The sequence below is a fragment of the Paractinoplanes toevensis genome (assembly GCF_018332695.1).
Lineage (GTDB): Bacteria > Actinomycetota > Actinomycetes > Mycobacteriales > Micromonosporaceae > Actinoplanes > Actinoplanes toevensis.
In genome coordinates this window covers 98,495-113,832 of record NZ_BOQN01000062.1, presented here as the reverse complement: position 1 = coordinate 113,832, position 15,338 = coordinate 98,495, and the positions used below count along the sequence as shown (strand labels likewise).

General features: G+C 70.1%; 15 protein-coding genes and 1 pseudogene. 10 read left to right on the top strand and 6 right to left on the bottom strand.

What is annotated here, in order from left to right; genetic code table 11:
• Positions 1-873: 873 nt before the first annotated feature.
• From Ato02nite_RS24225 to Ato02nite_RS24210, 4 genes are read right to left on the bottom strand one after another with little or no spacing between them, the layout of a single operon-like run.
• Entirely contained in the window at positions 874-1,542 is a 669-nt protein-coding gene (locus Ato02nite_RS24225; protein WP_213008890.1) for an SDR family NAD(P)-dependent oxidoreductase, read from the bottom strand.
• Positions 1,543-1,545: 3 nt separating this feature from the next.
• Positions 1,546-2,085 (bottom strand): DUF4240 domain-containing protein, encoded by a 540-nt coding sequence (locus Ato02nite_RS24220; RefSeq protein ID WP_246607360.1) that lies wholly within the window; start codon positions 2,083-2,085, stop codon positions 1,546-1,548.
• Positions 2,086-2,139: 54 nt separating this feature from the next.
• The gene (locus tag Ato02nite_RS24215; RefSeq protein WP_213008889.1) at positions 2,140-3,327 is read right to left on the bottom strand and encodes an SMI1/KNR4 family protein; all 1,188 of its coding nucleotides are present in this window, start codon (positions 3,325-3,327) and stop codon (positions 2,140-2,142) included.
• 13 nt (positions 3,328-3,340) lie between these two features.
• The gene (locus Ato02nite_RS24210) at positions 3,341-3,757 is read right to left on the bottom strand and encodes a PPOX class F420-dependent oxidoreductase (RefSeq protein WP_213008888.1); all 417 of its coding nucleotides are present in this window, start codon (positions 3,755-3,757) and stop codon (positions 3,341-3,343) included.
• A gap of 134 nt (positions 3,758-3,891) precedes the next feature.
• Here Ato02nite_RS24210 and Ato02nite_RS24205 point away from each other — a divergent pair, with 134 nt between their 5' ends.
• Positions 3,892-4,116, top strand: a complete 225-nt coding sequence (locus Ato02nite_RS24205) for a hypothetical protein (protein WP_213008887.1) — start codon at positions 3,892-3,894, stop codon at positions 4,114-4,116.
• A gap of 33 nt (positions 4,117-4,149) precedes the next feature.
• Here Ato02nite_RS24205 and Ato02nite_RS24200 read toward each other — a convergent pair whose 3' ends face one another.
• Entirely contained in the window at positions 4,150-4,935 is a 786-nt protein-coding gene (locus Ato02nite_RS24200; RefSeq protein WP_213008886.1) for an SAM-dependent methyltransferase, read from the bottom strand.
• Positions 4,936-5,121: 186 nt separating this feature from the next.
• Here Ato02nite_RS24200 and ald point away from each other — a divergent pair, with 186 nt between their 5' ends.
• The 7 genes and pseudogenes from ald to Ato02nite_RS24165 all read left to right on the top strand — a co-directional run bounded on the left by ald (position 5,122) and on the right by Ato02nite_RS24165 (position 12,646).
• A complete protein-coding gene (gene ald, locus Ato02nite_RS24195) occupies positions 5,122-6,237 on the top strand; it encodes an alanine dehydrogenase (RefSeq protein WP_213008885.1) in 1,116 nt (371 codons plus the stop codon).
• Entirely contained in the window at positions 6,234-7,136 is a 903-nt protein-coding gene (locus Ato02nite_RS24190; protein WP_213008902.1) for a site-specific tyrosine recombinase XerD, read from the top strand. Before ald ends, Ato02nite_RS24190 begins: the two co-directional genes overlap by 4 nt.
• A gap of 122 nt (positions 7,137-7,258) precedes the next feature.
• Positions 7,259-8,191, top strand: a complete 933-nt coding sequence (locus tag Ato02nite_RS24185) for a ParA family protein (RefSeq protein ID WP_213008884.1) — start codon at positions 7,259-7,261, stop codon at positions 8,189-8,191.
• Positions 8,192-8,195: 4 nt separating this feature from the next.
• Complete coding sequence (locus Ato02nite_RS24180; protein WP_213008883.1) at positions 8,196-8,864, top strand: zinc metalloprotease; 669 nt, start codon at positions 8,196-8,198, stop codon at positions 8,862-8,864.
• Between the two features lie 86 nt (positions 8,865-8,950).
• Positions 8,951-9,811, top strand: a pseudogene (locus tag Ato02nite_RS24175) (segregation and condensation protein A); the annotation flags it as partial.
• A 1,268-nt stretch (positions 9,812-11,079) separates the two neighbouring features.
• Positions 11,080-11,868, top strand: coding sequence for an SMC-Scp complex subunit ScpB (gene scpB / locus Ato02nite_RS51815; protein ID WP_438873067.1), 789 nt, complete (start codon positions 11,080-11,082; stop codon positions 11,866-11,868).
• Positions 11,837-12,646 (top strand): pseudouridine synthase, encoded by an 810-nt coding sequence (locus tag Ato02nite_RS24165; RefSeq protein WP_213008881.1) that lies wholly within the window; start codon positions 11,837-11,839, stop codon positions 12,644-12,646. The genes scpB and Ato02nite_RS24165 overlap by 32 nt, the downstream gene beginning before the upstream one ends.
• On the opposite strand, the gene Ato02nite_RS24160 is transcribed toward Ato02nite_RS24165, so the two are convergent.
• A complete protein-coding gene (locus Ato02nite_RS24160) occupies positions 12,617-13,567 on the bottom strand; it encodes an NADP-dependent oxidoreductase (protein WP_213008880.1) in 951 nt (316 codons plus the stop codon). The two genes, Ato02nite_RS24165 and Ato02nite_RS24160, sit on opposite strands and share 30 nt — an antisense overlap.
• A gap of 82 nt (positions 13,568-13,649) precedes the next feature.
• On the opposite strand from Ato02nite_RS24160, the gene Ato02nite_RS24155 reads away from it, so the two are divergent.
• Positions 13,650-14,243, top strand: a complete 594-nt coding sequence (locus Ato02nite_RS24155) for a TetR/AcrR family transcriptional regulator (protein ID WP_213008879.1) — start codon at positions 13,650-13,652, stop codon at positions 14,241-14,243.
• A gap of 33 nt (positions 14,244-14,276) precedes the next feature.
• The gene (locus Ato02nite_RS24150; protein WP_213008878.1) at positions 14,277-15,338 is read left to right on the top strand and encodes a hypothetical protein; all 1,062 of its coding nucleotides are present in this window, start codon (positions 14,277-14,279) and stop codon (positions 15,336-15,338) included.

The window sequence follows — 15,338 nt, the reverse complement described above, 5'->3', positions numbered from 1 at the left end:
GGCCTGCACGACGAGGCCGAGCCGGTCCCGCCACTGATCTGGCCCGACGAGGCGACCTTGCCCCAGCGGCCGTCGCCCGGGCGTGATGTCTCAGTCGAGTGCGACCTGTCGTCACCTGGCCCGCAGCCGCCCAGCCTCGCCGATCAGGCCGCTCCCGCCCAGCGGCCGCAAGCTCCGGCGTGTGCTGGGCTGGGGTGTCGGGCGGAAGCTTTGGTGTGTGCCGAGCCTGGGCCCCGGGTGGAGGCTCCGGTGTGCGTCGGGCCTGGACACCAAGCGGAAGCTCTGGGGCGCGCCGAGCCTGGACGCAGGGTGGAGGCCCCGGGCATGCGCCGAGCCCGGACACCGGGCGGATACCACTGGCCGGGCCGTGGCCGCATGGCTGACCGGGGCAGTGACGCCGGCGCATTCTGCGCGCGCCGGGCTCACACCGCAGGCCGGGGGCAGCGGAGGCGCGCGGGCCTTAGGGGCCGGCGCGGGCCGCGTCGAGTTGAGTCGGCGGATCGGGGCCCACCCGCGGTGGCGGATTGGCGCGGCACAACGAACGACATTGACCGCTCGCTACTGCGCACCATCTACCTCCCATTCGACCGCGGCGCTTTCCCGAGAGCGAGAGCGAGAGTCGAGAGCCGCCGCAACGTTGGCCGCGACACTACCGCTGCTGAATTAGTCGGCGCCACCCGATCGGGAAGTGGCAGGAAAGAGAGAGTAACTCTGGAAACAGCGTCATCCAGGCGTGCGTAAGAACGATTCTCGGCGGATGCAAAATACCTTATCGTCCGCCTGGCCGGGCGCGCCGAAATCGACAGATTCGCGATCTCAGACCAGGCGGCTCGTTGCCGTAGAAACGGTTTGAGCATTCAAGGACGCCGGGGATCACCTGCGGCGCAGGCGGGCGCGGGCTCGGAGCAGGGCGCCCGCGGTTCCGGTCAGGGCGGCCATCCGGCGGGGGTAGGAGACGACGGCTGGGCGGGTTTGGATGCAGCGCATCAGTACGTCCACCGCCTTCTCCGGGGAGATCTTGAATGGGGTTACCGGGGACTTTGCCATTTTGGTGTCTACGAAGCCGAAGCGCACGGCCGTGACGGCGACCCCGCGTGGGCGTAGCGCCGCGTCCAGGCTCAGCAGGTAGGACGTGAGGCCAGCCTTTGACGCGGCGTAGCCGGGTGCCTCGGCTGAGATCATGGTGTCGGCCAGGCTGGACAGGCCGATTATGTGGCCTTGGCCGGCGGCCAGCATGCGTGGCGCCACCACCTCGCAGGTGCGGGCCGCGCCCAGGAGGTTTACCTCGAGGGCGCGGGTCTGCTGGGTCAGGTCGTCGTTCTCGATCGGGTCGCCTATGCCGGCCGCGTAGACGCACAGGTCCACGTCGCCCACCTCGGCCACCGCGGCCGGGAAATCGGGGGAGGTCACGTCGGCCACCTGGGCTGCGCCGGCCGGGGCCGGGCGGCGGGACAGGCCGATGACCTCCCAGCCCTCGGCCAGCAGCCGGCGGGTCAGGGCCAGGCCGATGCCGTCGCTGTTTCCCACGATCAGGGCGCGCATGTGTCAGCTTGCCCAGCCGGCCACGTTGGAGTTTGATTCGCGGCTGATGCCGGAGCCGGTTTGCGGCCACTCGCCGAAGCGCTCCTGGTGCAGGTGGCCGAAGAAGTAGCACATGTTCTCGCACTCGGCGTCCAGCACCGCGAACCTGGGATCGCGCTTCACCGCCGTGTAGTACTCGTGGCCGAGCGCGACTATGAAACCGCGGCAGTACAGGAAACCGTCGTCGGAGCCGTCGGTGACCTGCTGGATGTCCTCGCGGTCGATCTCGTAGAGCTTGCGTTCCAGCACCCGGTCGAGATCTACCAGGTCCTGCCGGGACAGTTCGCCGCTCGCCGTGCGCAGGCAGTCCAGGAACGGGTCCAGCCACTCCTCGACCGCGTACGGCTCCTCGTCCTCCTCGTCGAGGTCACGGGTGAGCAGTTCACGGCGCAGGGCCGCCGGTTCCGGCCCGAGTCGCGCCCAGGCCTCCTCGACGAGCAGCCAGAACCGGTCTTCCTCTGCGGCCGTCGGCACTCGCCCCGGCTCCTCCGAGATCAAATTCACGCGCGCATCGTAGCCATGAGTACTCGGGCGGAAATACCTATCAACCGGGTCCTATCACGCGTATGAGGCGAGTTCCCGAAACACCTCGGCCCGGCGCGTTTCCCGCTCCGCCGCGGCGGCGTCGCCCTGGGCGGACGCCCGGCCCGCGGCCGCCTCACCCTGGGCGGCCAGCATGCGGAAGCGGGGGGCCAGCTCCGCGACGGAGGGTACGGCGGTGGCCAGCAGCCGGACCACGGCGATGTCCGGGTTGTTCGCGGAACGCTGCAGGGCCGGCAGGTCGACGGCGGCACCCCGGTCGAGCAGCTCGGTGGCCAGCGCCAGATCGACCGTGTGGGCGCCCACCCGCAGGGTGTTGGTGACCGGGACCCGGAGGCCGAGCAGGTGGCGGGCCACCCCGGTCGCGCCGGCGAGCAGGGCCAGGTCGATCGGGCTCAGGCCGTTGCGTACCTCCTCGGCGGGGTCGCAACCCAGGGTGACCAGACGGTCGAGCAGGGCCAGGTCGCCGGCCGAGGCGGCGTGGTCCAGCGCCAGCCGTCGCAGACGGCGCTGCGCGGCCAGGGTGCCGGCCGCCAGGGCGCCGCGCCAGTCCAGCACGGTGGCCCGGACGATGTGGCGCAGCTTCTCGGCGGCGGAACGGGCGTGCTGGTCGCTGCTCTCGGCCAGGGAGTCGATGGCGTCGCGCATCGCGTCACCCGAGTCGGCCTCGTCGGTCGCCCAGGGATCCTGTTCCAGGGCCAGCCGGTCGAACAGCGCGGTCAGATCGGCAGCGAGCAGGCCGTTCCGGTCGTCGCTGGTCAGTTCCCAGCCCGGCGGGAGGCCCTGCTGCCAGTAGACGACCGCGCCGTGCTCCGGGCCGGGCGCGGTGTGCAGGTAGATCCGGTCGAGGTATTCGAAACCGCCGAACGGCAGGTGGGTGAGCCGGCCGTCCCAGTCGGGCCGGTGCTCGGCGGCCAGTTCGCACTCGTGGTCGATCCAGCCCCACAGGTCCCGGTAGCCGTCGCTGTCGGGATAGAACAGCTCGGTGAACGACACCCCGGCGTCCAGGTCGTAGTCGAGCCGGCCGCCGAACGTGGTCCGCCACAGGTCGACCAGCGGCGCCGGCAGTGGTCCGGCACAGCGGGCGGCCACCTCGGCGAGCGTTTCGTCGTCGACCGGCGGCTGCGCGTCCAGCACGAGCCGCCCGGCCCACAGCGCGATGCCCGCCTCGGCGGCGGTCAGCTGTTCGGAGTCGGTGAGGACCACCGCCGCAGCTTAATCACCCGACGTCGCGGCTGTTCGGTACCAGCTGGTGTGGCTCGGTGTCGGGTTGTTCCAGGCCGAACGCGATGATCCGCCGCGGGTGGATGCGGATGATCGGGCCCGGGCTGTCGTGGGCCGAGTCGGCGGGCGCCTCGAGGGCCTCGGCGGTGCCCCTGATCTCCAGGCAGCGCACTCGCCAGGGCTGCACCGACGGCAGGTCGTCGACCACGAACGCCACCTCGTGGGTGGCCGCCACGTTGCGGAACTTGTGGCTGCGTTCCATGTTGAAGCCGGCGATGTCGATGGTCCCGATGGCGGGGTTGTAGCGGTAGCCGACCGGACTGTTCTGCAGGGTCCCGTCCGGGCGCAGGGTGGCCAGCCGGCCCAGGTGCTGGCTACCGAGGTACGCGATCTCGCTCTCCGAAAAGCTCACGAGGTCACCCTGCAACCTCAACCTTGGTTGAAGTCAAGCCGCCTACCGCGCGGAGGACGCCCGAACGGTTGCTTCACCCGGCAACCGATACGTCCTACAGTCTGTAGGTGGCTGCACGTACTGAAGGATTCAAGGTGGGCGACCTGGTGACCGTGCTGCCGCCGTACGATCGGGATCCGTATATTTTGAATTTTCAGCATTACGGCCGGATCGCCGCCGTCGAGCATCGCGAGAACATGCCGTCCTACATGGTCGAACTCGATTCGACGCTGCCGCCGCGGCGGCAGGTCGGGCCGTTCCCCGGCACCCGGCTGGCCAAGGGCTGGCGTGATCAGTCCGGCCGCTGGCTGGTGGAGTAACCGGATCCTGGTGGGCGTTCCTATGTGGAGCGGTCAGCCCTTCACCGCTACGCCGCCGGACATCTGCACGTGGACGTCGTCGACCGGGTCGGTGTCGGGGCGCCAGCGATTAACCAGGACCACGCCCGGGTCTATCAGGTCCAGGCCGCGGAACAGGCCGGTCACCTCGGCGTCGGTGCGCTCCTTGGCCGCGATGCCACGGGCCCGGTAGGACGCGGCGGCCGCTACCGCCTGCGGGTTGTGCGCGGTCACCGTGGAGATGGACAGGGTGCTGCCGGCCGGGAACGGGGCGAGCAGGCCGTCGATGATGCGGTGGGCCTCGTCCTCGTCGGTGACGAACTGCAGGACGGCGATCAGGCTGATCGACACCGGCCGGCTCGGGTCGATGTTCTGCTTCACCTCGGGGGAGGACAGGATCTGCTCGACGTTGCGCAGGTCGGCGTCGATGTACGCGGTCGCGCCCTCGGGGGCCGAGGTCAGCAGGGCCCGCGCATGGACCAGGACGATCGGGTCGTTGTCGACGTAGACGACCCTGGTGGCCGGGTCGACCTGCTGGACGACCTCGTGCAGGTTGGGGGAGGTGGGCAGGCCGGTGCCGATGTCCAGGAACTGGCGGATGCCTCGCTCGGCTGCCAGGTAGTGGGCCACCCGGGCCATGTACTGCCGGTTCGCCCGCATGGAGATCGGCAGGCTCGGTGAGCTCTTGACGATCGCGGCGGCGGCCTGGCGGTCGGCCTCGAAGTTGTCCTTGCCGCCGAGCAGGTAGTCGTAGATGCGGGCCGAGTGCGGCACCGACGTGTTGAGATCAACCGGGGGCATGCGGCGAACTTACCGCACCGTCTATTTCGTACCTCGATACAGTTCGATCTTCAAACCGGACGAAACGGTCGTTAGCGGCGGTCGTCGCGGGGTAATCTTCGGCAAGAAAGCAGCCTTCAGGCCCTTCAAGGTGGCGGTGGGGCTGCGGACGGCCGTACTCAGCGTCGAGAAGGGCGGATCCGGGTCGTGAAGGTCGGCATTCCTACCGAGATCAAGAACAATGAGTTCCGCGTGGCGATCACGCCCGCGGGTGTCTTCGAGTTCACCCGAGCGGGTCACGAGGTCTACGTCCAGGCCGGAGCGGGCGCCGGTTCGTCGATCACCGACAGCGACTTCTCGTCGGCGGGCGCGACGATCCTGGGAAGCGCCGACGAAGTCTGGCAGGCGGGCGACCTGATTCTCAAGGTCAAGGAACCGATCGCCGAGGAATACCCGCGCATGCGACCCGGGCAGGTGCTTTTCACCTATCTGCACCTGGCCGCCTCCAAGGAGTGCACCGACGCGCTTCTCGACCGCAAGATCACCGGCATTGCGTACGAGACGGTCGAGCTGCCCGATCGTTCGCTGCCGCTGCTCGCCCCGATGTCCGAGGTGGCCGGCCGGCTCGCCCCGCAGGTCGGCTCCTACCACCTGATGCGTTCGGGCGGCGGCCGCGGCGTACTCATGGGTGGGGTTCCCGGGGTCTATGCCGCCAAGGTCGTGGTCATCGGCGCCGGCGTCTCCGGGATGAACGCGGCCGCCATCGCGCTCGGCATGCAGGCCGAGGTGCTCGTGCTCGACCGCAACATCGCCCGGCTCCGGGCCGCCGACGCCGACTATCGCGGGCACCTGCAGACGATCGCCTCCAACGCGTACGAGATAGAGAAGGCCGTCGTGGACGCGGACCTGGTGATCGGCGCCGTGCTGGTCCCGGGCGCGAAGGCGCCGAACTTGATCTCCAACGACCTGGTCAGCCGGATGAAACCGGGCAGCGTGCTGGTCGACATCGCGATCGACCAGGGCGGCTGCTTCGAGGACTCGCGGCCGACCACGCACGCCGATCCGGTCTACCAGGTGCACGAGTCGATGTTCTACTGCGTGGCCAACATGCCCGGGGCGGTCCCGCACACGAGCACCTACGCGCTGACCAACGTCACCCTCCCGTACGCTCTGGAACTGGCCAATCTCGGCTGGCGCCCGGCCCTGGCAGCCGACCCCGCGCTGGCCCTGGGTCTGAACACGTTCGACGGCAACGTCACCTATGGGCCAGTTGCGGAGGCACACGGCATGCCGACCCTGCCGACGGCCGAGGTCCTGAGCTGAGCGTTCAGCGGGCCATCGACACCTGGCTGGACCACCTCGCCGTCGAGCGGGGACTGTCGAGCAACACCCTCGCGTCCTACCGGCGTGACCTGGACCGATATGCCGCCTTCCTGTCCACCGACGATCTTGCGGCGGTGCGAGCTGCCGACGTGACCGATCACCTCGCCACGCTGCGCGAGGAGGGGCTGGCGTCGTCGAGCGCGGCCCGGGCGATCAGCGCGGTCCGTGGCCTGCACCGTTTCGCCGCCCGGGAAGGCCTGGTCGCGGTGGACGTGGCGGCCGAGGTCAAGCCGCCGTCGCCGCCCAAACGGCTGCCCAAGGCCCTCGACGTCGACCAGGTCACCCGGCTGCTCGACGTCGCCGACGACACGCCGCTGGGCATGCGGGACAAAGCGCTGCTGGAGTTTCTCTACGGCACGGGCGCGCGAATCTCCGAAGCGGTGGGTGCGGCGATCGACGACCTCGATCTCGGCGACGAGGCCGCCGCGATCCTCCACGGCAAAGGCGGACGCACCCGTCTGGTTCCGGTGGGTGCATATGCGAAAGCCGCGTTGGAGACCTATTTGGTACGGGGGAGGCCTGCGCTCGTCGCCAACGGCAAGGGGACGCCGGCCGTCTTCCTCAACGCTCGTGGTGGTCGTCTGTCCAGGCAGAGCGCTTGGACGATCCTACATCGGGCGGCGCAGTCGGTGGGGCTGCCGATCGAGGGACCGCACGCGGTGAGCCCGCACACGTTGCGCCATTCCTACGCCACCCATCTCCTCGACGGGGGCGCCGACGTGCGCGTCGTCCAGGAGCTGCTCGGGCACGCCTCGGTGACCACGACGCAGGTGTACACGCTGGTCACCGTGGATCGGCTCCGCGAGGTGTACGCGACCGCACACCCGCGCGCTCGTTAGACGCTGCGCACCCATAGATGGCGACACGCCGGAGAGGCGCCCCGTTCGGGCGGCGCGTGTGGCGTACAGTCGGGCCACGGCTCCGGCGGTTGAGCCGCGAGTCGGGAGGGGGCTAAAGGCGTATGTCGGACAACGGTTCACGGGCTGAGGCCTGGACCTCCGCGCTGCGCGATCAGCAGAACTCGCTGGACCTCGGCGCCGACCTCGGCCCGGCCGACCCCACCGCGTACACGATGCGCCGCCCGATCCCCGAGCCGATGCCGACCGACCGGCACGGCCCCGCGCGGATCATCGCCCTCGCCAACCAGAAAGGTGGCGTCGGCAAGACGACGACGACCATCAACCTGGGCGCGGCCCTCGCGGAGTACGGGCGGAAGGTCCTGCTCGTCGACTTCGACCCGCAGGGTGCCTGCTCGGTCGGCCTCGGCGTCAACCCGCACAACCTCGACCTGAGCATCTACAACCTGCTCATGCAGGACGACGTCGCCACCGAGGACGTCATCATCAAGACCGATGTGGCCGGCCTGCACCTGCTGCCCGCCAACATCGACCTGTCGGCCGCCGAGATCCAGCTGGTCAACGAGGTCGCGCGCGAGATGGCGCTGGCCCGGGCGCTGCGGTCGGTCCGCAAGGAGTACGACTTCATCCTGATCGACTGCCAGCCCTCGCTGGGCCTGCTGGCGATCAACGCGCTGACCATCGCGCACGGCGTGCTCGTCCCGCTCGAGTGCGAGTTCTTCTCGCTTCGCGGTGTGGCACTGCTGCTCGACACCATCGACAAGGTGCGCGAGCGACTCAACTTCGACCTCGAGCTCGAGGGCATCCTCGCGACCATGTACGACTCCCGCACCACCCACTGCCGCCAGGTGCTGCAGCGGGTGGTCGAGGCGTTCGGCGACAAGGTCTACCAGACGGTCATCACCAAGACGGTCAAGTTCCCCGAGTCCACCGTGGCCGGCGCGCCGATCACGACACTCGACCCGGCCTCGTCCGGTGCCCGCAACTACCGGCAGCTGGCCCGCGAGGTCATCGCCGCCAAGGTCGAACGCGGCTGATCCGTTGCTCTTCGCTCTCGGCACGCCGGTGGCTTTTGCCGCCCTGGTGGTCTCCTTCCTCCTCGGACTGATCGTGCGCGCGGTGGCCGTACGCCTCACCGCACGAAGCCTGGGTCTCGCCGACCGCAAGGAAGGCATCGCGCCCCGGCTCCGCGAGGACGTCGACCCGTTCGGCGCCGTCGCCGCCGCCCTCGGCGGCATGGGCTGGGGCAAGATGCTCTCCGTCGACGACATCCCGCGTTACCGCGGCCGGGGCCGCGCGGCCGCGGTGTTCGCCGCCGGGCCGCTGAGCTGCATCGTTCTCGGCGAGATCCTGCTCGCGGTGTACTCGGTGGTCTACCCCGAGAACTTCCTGTCCGTGATGGGCCCGGCCGACGTGCTGCTCGGGGTCTCCCTGCCGTACGGCGAGACCATCCTGCTGTCGCTCGGCGTCGGGCTGCTCGCCTTCGGCCTGCTCGCGATCATCCCGATCCCACCGCTCGACGGCTTCGGCATCCTCTACAACGCGCTGCGCCGGCCCGGGCCGAGCATCCAGTGGATGCGGCTGTGGTTCGAGGAGAAGAACGTCGGCGTCCTGATCCTGCTGATCTGCTGCTTCTTCCCGTTCGGCTACCCGTTCCTGCTGCGCATCCTCAACGCGCTCGGCCTGGTCTTCGTCCGCATCTGGGGATAGCAGGCCCGTCACCCCCGTGATCTTGGTGCGTTGGTGCCGGTGTGAGCCCGGAACAGGTTGTCGTACCGGTGGTCTACGGTCAGCAGGTGCCTGAAGAGCCCGTCGCCCCCGATGCACCCGAGATCCCCACCGAGGATTCGGGCAAATTCACCGTGCGGCTCGTCAACTTCACCGGGCCGTTCGACCTGCTGCTTCAGCTGATCGGCAAGCACAAGCTCGACGTCACCGAGGTCGCGCTGCACACCGTCACCGACGACTTCATCGCCTACATCCGGGCGATGGGCGACGACTGGGACCTCGACGAGGCCAGCGAGTTCCTGCTGGTGGCGGCCACCCTGCTCGACCTCAAGGCGGCCCGGCTGCTGCCCGCCGCCGAGGTCGAGGACGAGGAAGACCTCGCCCTGCTCGAGGCGCGTGACCTGCTCTTCGCCCGGCTGCTGCAATACAAGGCCTTCAAGGAGGCCGCGGCTTTCATCTCGGATTTGGAGGGCACGGGGGCCAAGCGTTACCCCCGGGCCGTGTCGATGGAGCCGCGTTATGCCGAGGCGCTGCCCGATCTGGTGCTCGGCATCGGGGTCGAGCGGCTGTTCAAGCTGGCGTTGAAGCAGTTCACGCCCAAGCCCGGGCCGCCACTGGTGTCGATCGCGCACATCCACCAGGCCCGGGTCAGCGTCCGCGAGCACGCCCAGCTGCTGCGCGACCGGTTGCGCCGGGCCGGCAGCGCGACGTTCACTCTGCTGGTGGCCGACTGCGAGAACACGCTCGAGGTGGTCGCCCGGTTCCTGGCGTTGCTGGAGCTCTACCGCGAGGGGCTGATCGAGTTCGAGCAGCCGGTGTCGCTCGACGAGCTGACCGTGCGCTGGGTCGGCGGCGAGGCCTCCGACGCCGAACTGGACATCGACGACTACGAGGGCAGCGCACCCGAACCGGACACGGCCGCCGAGCCGCTCCCGGGGGATGAATCGGAAATGTCCGATGAGGTGGAGCTTCCGGACTCCGACGGCAACTGGCACGACCTCGACCTCGACCTCGACCTCGACGGCGACGACGAAGACGGCGACCCCGACGGCAACGGCGACCCCGACGGCGACGGCGGCCTCGACAACCGCGGCGCCCTCAAGAGCGACGGCGACGGCGATGGCGAGAACGACGGCGACGGCGACGGCGATCTCGACGGCGGCCTCGACAACCGCGGCGCCCTCAAGAGCGACGGCGACGGCGATGGCGAGAACGACGGCGATCTCGACGGCGATCTCGACAGCCGCGGTGACCTCAAGAACGACGGCGCCCTCAGGAGCGATGGCGAGAACGACGGCGACGGTGACCTCGACAACGACGGCGCCCTCGAGAGCGACGGAGACGGTGACCTCGACGGAGACGGTGACCTCGACGGCGACGGCGACGGTTCGGGAGTTGGTGGGGTGGGCACATTCGGTGCGATTGTGTCCGACCTGGGGGATCTCCCGGCGGGCAGATTTGACGTGCCTGAGGATCGTCTTGATCTTGGTGGGGATGACGACGCGGCTCCGGCTGCGGTGGAGGAAGAGCGATCGTGAGTGACGACGAGCGGCCCGATACGCTCGCGGACCAGGCTGCGGCCTGGGTGCCGCCGTGGGAGCGTCAGCAGCGCCCGCCGGACCGCGCCTATCAGGCTGCCGCCGAGGACGAGGCTCGTCGCGCCGGGGAGGGCACCGAGTCGGCCGACGACGAGGAGTTGTCGGAGGCTGGGCTCTCCGACGATGACGACGACTTCGACGAGGAGTTCGAGGGCGCGAACCCGCCGGGCTACGACGAGGACGGAGCCGCGGCCGCCGATGCCGACAAGTCGGATTTGTCGGCCCAAGCTCACGGTCTCGAGGAGACCGACGTCGACGACGAGCCGGAGCAGGCCGCGGTAGGCGACGACGAGCCGGAGCGGGCTGCGCTGGACGACGACGAGCCGGTGCGGGCCGCGTTGGGCGACGACGAGCCGGAGCGGGCTGAGCTGGGCGACGATGAGCCGGAGCGGGCTGCGCTGGGGGATGACGCGCCGGTCAGCGTCGATGCTCCGGTTGACGCTGAGGCCGAGTTTGACGAGCCGGAGCCGACCGATGCTGAGATCGGGCCTGATCTTGCGGTGCCCGAGGCGGTCGAAGAGGCCGTCGAGGATGAGGGCGAGCCGGACGGGGTGCCGGCTGACGCGCCGCTTCTCGCGGACGGGGACGACGCGGGGAGCATGTTCGATGTGGCCGCGGATGATGACGTCGGCGACGACGACGAGGTTGATCTGCCGTTTGCCGACGAGCGGGACGACGTGGCGGAAGTTCGGCTCACCACCCCGACGGAACTCCAGCGGGCGCAGGCCGGCGCGGCGGTGCCGGAACAGGCTCGCGGTAAGCGGGGCGGTGCCGGTGCGGTTGTGGAAGTTGATGCCCGTACGGCGGAAATCGCGGAAGCGGATGATCTGCCGGACCTCTCCGATGAAGCGGAATTGACCGCGGCGCTGGAAGCGATTTTGCTCGTCGTCGACGAGCCCGTCGCGGAGATGCAGCTTGCGCAGATCCTGGAGCAGCCCACCGAGCGGGTGGGGGTCTTGCTGGAGAACATCTCGGCGCGCTACACGGCGGCCGGGCACGGGTTCGACCTGCGGCGGGCCGCGGGTGGCTGGCGTCTCTACACCCGGCCGGAGTACGCGGCCTACGTGGAACGGTTCGTGCTCGACGGGCAGTCGGTGCGGCTCACCCAGGCCGCGCTGGAGACGCTCGCGGTGGTCGCCTACAAGCAGCCGGTGACCCGGTCTCGCATCTCGGCCATCCGCGGCGTCAACTGTGACGGGGTCATGCGTACCCTTGCTACGCGCGGCCTGATCGAGGAATGCGGCGTCGAGGGTGAAACCGGGGCACATCTGTACCGGACCACCGACCTCTTCCTCGAGAAGCTCGGCCTCAACTCGGTTGACCAGCTTCCGCCGCTCGCCCCGTTCCTGCCCGACGATGTGGAAGAAGTACTCGATGCCCCAGGCTGACACCGCCGAACGCCTCCAGAAAGTGCTGGCTGCCGCCGGTTTGGGGTCCCGCCGTGCCTGCGAAGATCTGATCTTCCGGCGGCGGGTCACCGTCAACGGAAGGGTCGCCAAGCTCGGCGACAAGGTCGACCCCGCCAACGCCGAGATCCGCGTCGACGGGCAGCGGGTGATCACCGACACCAAGCTGATGTACATCGCGTTGAACAAGCCCCGCGGGGTGGTGTCGTCGCTCGACGACGAGAAGGGCCGCAGTGAGCTGGCCGACTTCCTCGCGCAGTTCCCGCAGCGCCTGCACCACGTCGGCCGGCTCGACGCCGACAGCGAGGGCCTGCTGCTGCTCACCAACGACGGTGAGCTGACCAACCGGCTGACCCACCCGCGGTACGAGACCTCCAAGACCTACCTGGCCGAGGTCACCAACGGGCCGCTGGCCCGCAACGTGGGCCGGCAGCTGCTGTCCGGCGTCGAGCTGGAGGACGGTCCGGCGCGCGTCGACGCGTTCAAGCTGGTCGGCGCGCTCGGCAAGTCCGCGCAGGTGGAGCTGGTCCTGCACGAGGGGCGCAAGCACATCGTGCGCCGCATGATGGAGGCCGTCGGCCACCCGGTCACCCGGCTGATCCGCACCTCGGTCGGGCCGATCCGGCTCGGTAACCTGCGGCCGGGTGGGTTCCGGCACCTGTCCAACGCGGAGGTCGCGGCGCTGTACAAGGCGGCCGGCGACGAGGGCCCGGCCGGCGAGTCCCGCGAGTCAGTCGAGTCCGCCGACGAGGACGACTAGTTTCCCGGTCGTGTGCCGGTTCGCGAAGTCCGTGATGGCCTGGCCGGCCTGCTCGAAGGGGTAGCGCCGGCCGATCGTCGCGGTGAGGCCGGTCTCGGCCACCTCGCGCATCCCGGCGAGGTCGCCGGCCACGTCCAGGACCAGCTCGAACAGCACGTCGTCGCGGTCGATGAAGCCGGGCCGCGGCATCGGGAACGTGATCGTGTAGAGGCGGCCGCCCGGTTTGAGGGCGTTCGCGACGTCGTTGAGCTCGTCGCTGGGCAGCACCAGGTTGAGCGCGACGTCCACGTCCTTCGGGTAGTCGCCGTAGTCGATGACCTCGGCGGCGCCCCGCTCGCGGAGCAGGTCGGCGTCCCCGGGTTTGCCGGTGGCGATCACCTTTCCGGTTATCCGGGGGAGGACCGTCGTGCCGACGCCGCCGGTGGCTCCGACGACCAGCACGGTCTCGCCCTCGGTGATCCGGGCGGTCTTCAGCAGGGCCAGCGCGGTGATGCCGACCGTGGGCAGGGCGGCGGCCTGGGCGACGTCGAGCGTCTCCGGCCGGTGGGCGATGAACGGGGTGTCGGCCTCGAAGACCGCGTACTCGGCCAGCGTCCCGGTGGTCAGCGACGGCTTCTTCGCGCCGGCCATCGCCCGGAGCGCGTGCGGGACGGCGTGGCCGAACACCTCGTCGCCTCGGTGGTAGCCGGTCACGCCCGCGCCGACCTCGGTCACCGTGCCGGCGAAGTCGTTGCCCGGCACGTGCGGGAAGGTCACCGGCAGCTGGGCGAAGTCGCCGCGCGGCAGGCGCAGGTCGAGCGGGTTGATCGAGGCGGCGGCGATCCGGACCTGGATCTGGCCGGGCCCGGCGTGCGGAACCGGCAGATCGTCGAGCACGAGCTGCTCGGGCGGGCCGTACCGGTGGGCGGTCAGTGCCTTCATCTTCGGAACTCCTCGGTTAAGCGGACCGTGCGGTCACGTTAGGCCTAAGCGGACCGCTCGGTCAACTTGTTAGTGTTCCGAGGTGACCCGATCCCTGCGTGCCGACGCCGCTCGCAACCGATCCATGCTGCTGGCGGCGGCCGCCGAGGAGTTCGCCGCGCGGGGGATGAGCGCGTCGGTGGCCGACATCGCCCGCCGGGCCGGGGTGGGCAAGGGCACGGTGTTCCGGCACTTCCCGACCAAGGACGATCTGCTGGCGGCGATCGTCCTGGACCGGATCGAATCGCTCGCGGCGCTGGCCCGCGAGCTCTACCTCGCCGACGACGCCGGCCCGGCGCTGTTCGCCTTCCTGGACGAGGCGGCCGGCCGGCAGCAGCAGCTCGACTTCTCGTTCCTGCGCGACTCGGGCGACATCAACGACCAGCTCCGGGACGCCCGCGAGCGGCTCTACCGGGCGATCATCGCGCTGGTCGAGCGGGCACAGGCGGCCGGCGCGGTGCGCACCGACGTCACCGGCCTCGACGTGATCCTGATGATGTGCGTCCCGGCCCACGTGGTCAGCTTCGTGCCGGGCGCGGCGCCCGACCTGTGGCGGCGCTACCTGGCCATGGTCATCGACGGCCTCCGGCCGGAAGGCGCGCATCCGCTCGGCCCGCCTTCACCGGCGGCGGTCTGAGCCGTACGGTCGTCGCGTGCGTAGTAATCCGTTGTGAGGACACGTCTCCAGCCGGCCGCGACGCTGACCGCGATCGCGGCCAGCGTCGCCCTGCTGGTGCTGCCCAGCGTCGACCGATCGCCGCCGCCCGCTCCGGTGGCCGCCGCTCTCGCCTGGCCGCAGGCCGAGCGGGCGGTGATCGCGGCCGATCTGGCGGACGGCACCGCGTACCGGCCGCTCGCCTTCCTCGACGCGCAGACCTCGGTCGGCAGCGCGCTCAGCGCCGACGGGCGGCAGCAGCGGCTGCTCCTGCGGCAGCGGAGCGGGTCGGTGCGCACCATCCGGTCCCTGTCCCAGCGCGACTACCCGTCGTTCCCGGCGGTCGTCACCGACGGGAAAGTGCTGGTCTGGGTCGAACGGAGCAACCGCACCGCGGCCGCCCTCTGGCGCGCCGACGTCGCCGGCGGCCCGGCCCGCCGGCTCACCGCCGATGTCGGCGACCTCAAATCCGACGACTCCGAATCCGACCTGCTTCTCGCGGACGGGCGGGTGCGCTGGGTCGCCGGCGGGCCGCAGGGTACGACGCTGGTCCGCTCGATCGCGCTGGACGGCGGGGCGGTGGAGAGCCGGCCGGTGGACGGCGACTGGAAGCTGTCGGCCTGGCCCTGGCTCGCCGACGGGACAACCGCCGCGGCCGGCACCACCGAACTGCGCAACGTGGTCACCGGCGAGGTGCGGAAGATGCCGGCGTCCTGGCGCGGCGAGACGCAGTGCGACCCGGTCTGGTGCCGGATCACCCGGATCGACGACGGCGGGAGCGTGGTCGACCTGCTGCGGGCCGACGGGACGCAGCGCCGGCAGGTCGGGGACGGCACGGTGGCGGCCGTGCTGAGCGATCCGGCGCCGCTCGGCCGGTTCACCATTCTCGGCAAGATCGATCAGAACGCTCAACTGACCAACCACATCCAGCTCATCGCGTACGAGATCGGCACCCGCCGGTCCGTCGTGATCAGTCCGGACGCCTTCGACGTGGGCTACCGCGCCGGGGTGATCTGGTGGTCGGCCGGCAACGACAACGACTTCATCCGCCATGCTCTCGACCTTCGGACGGTGTGA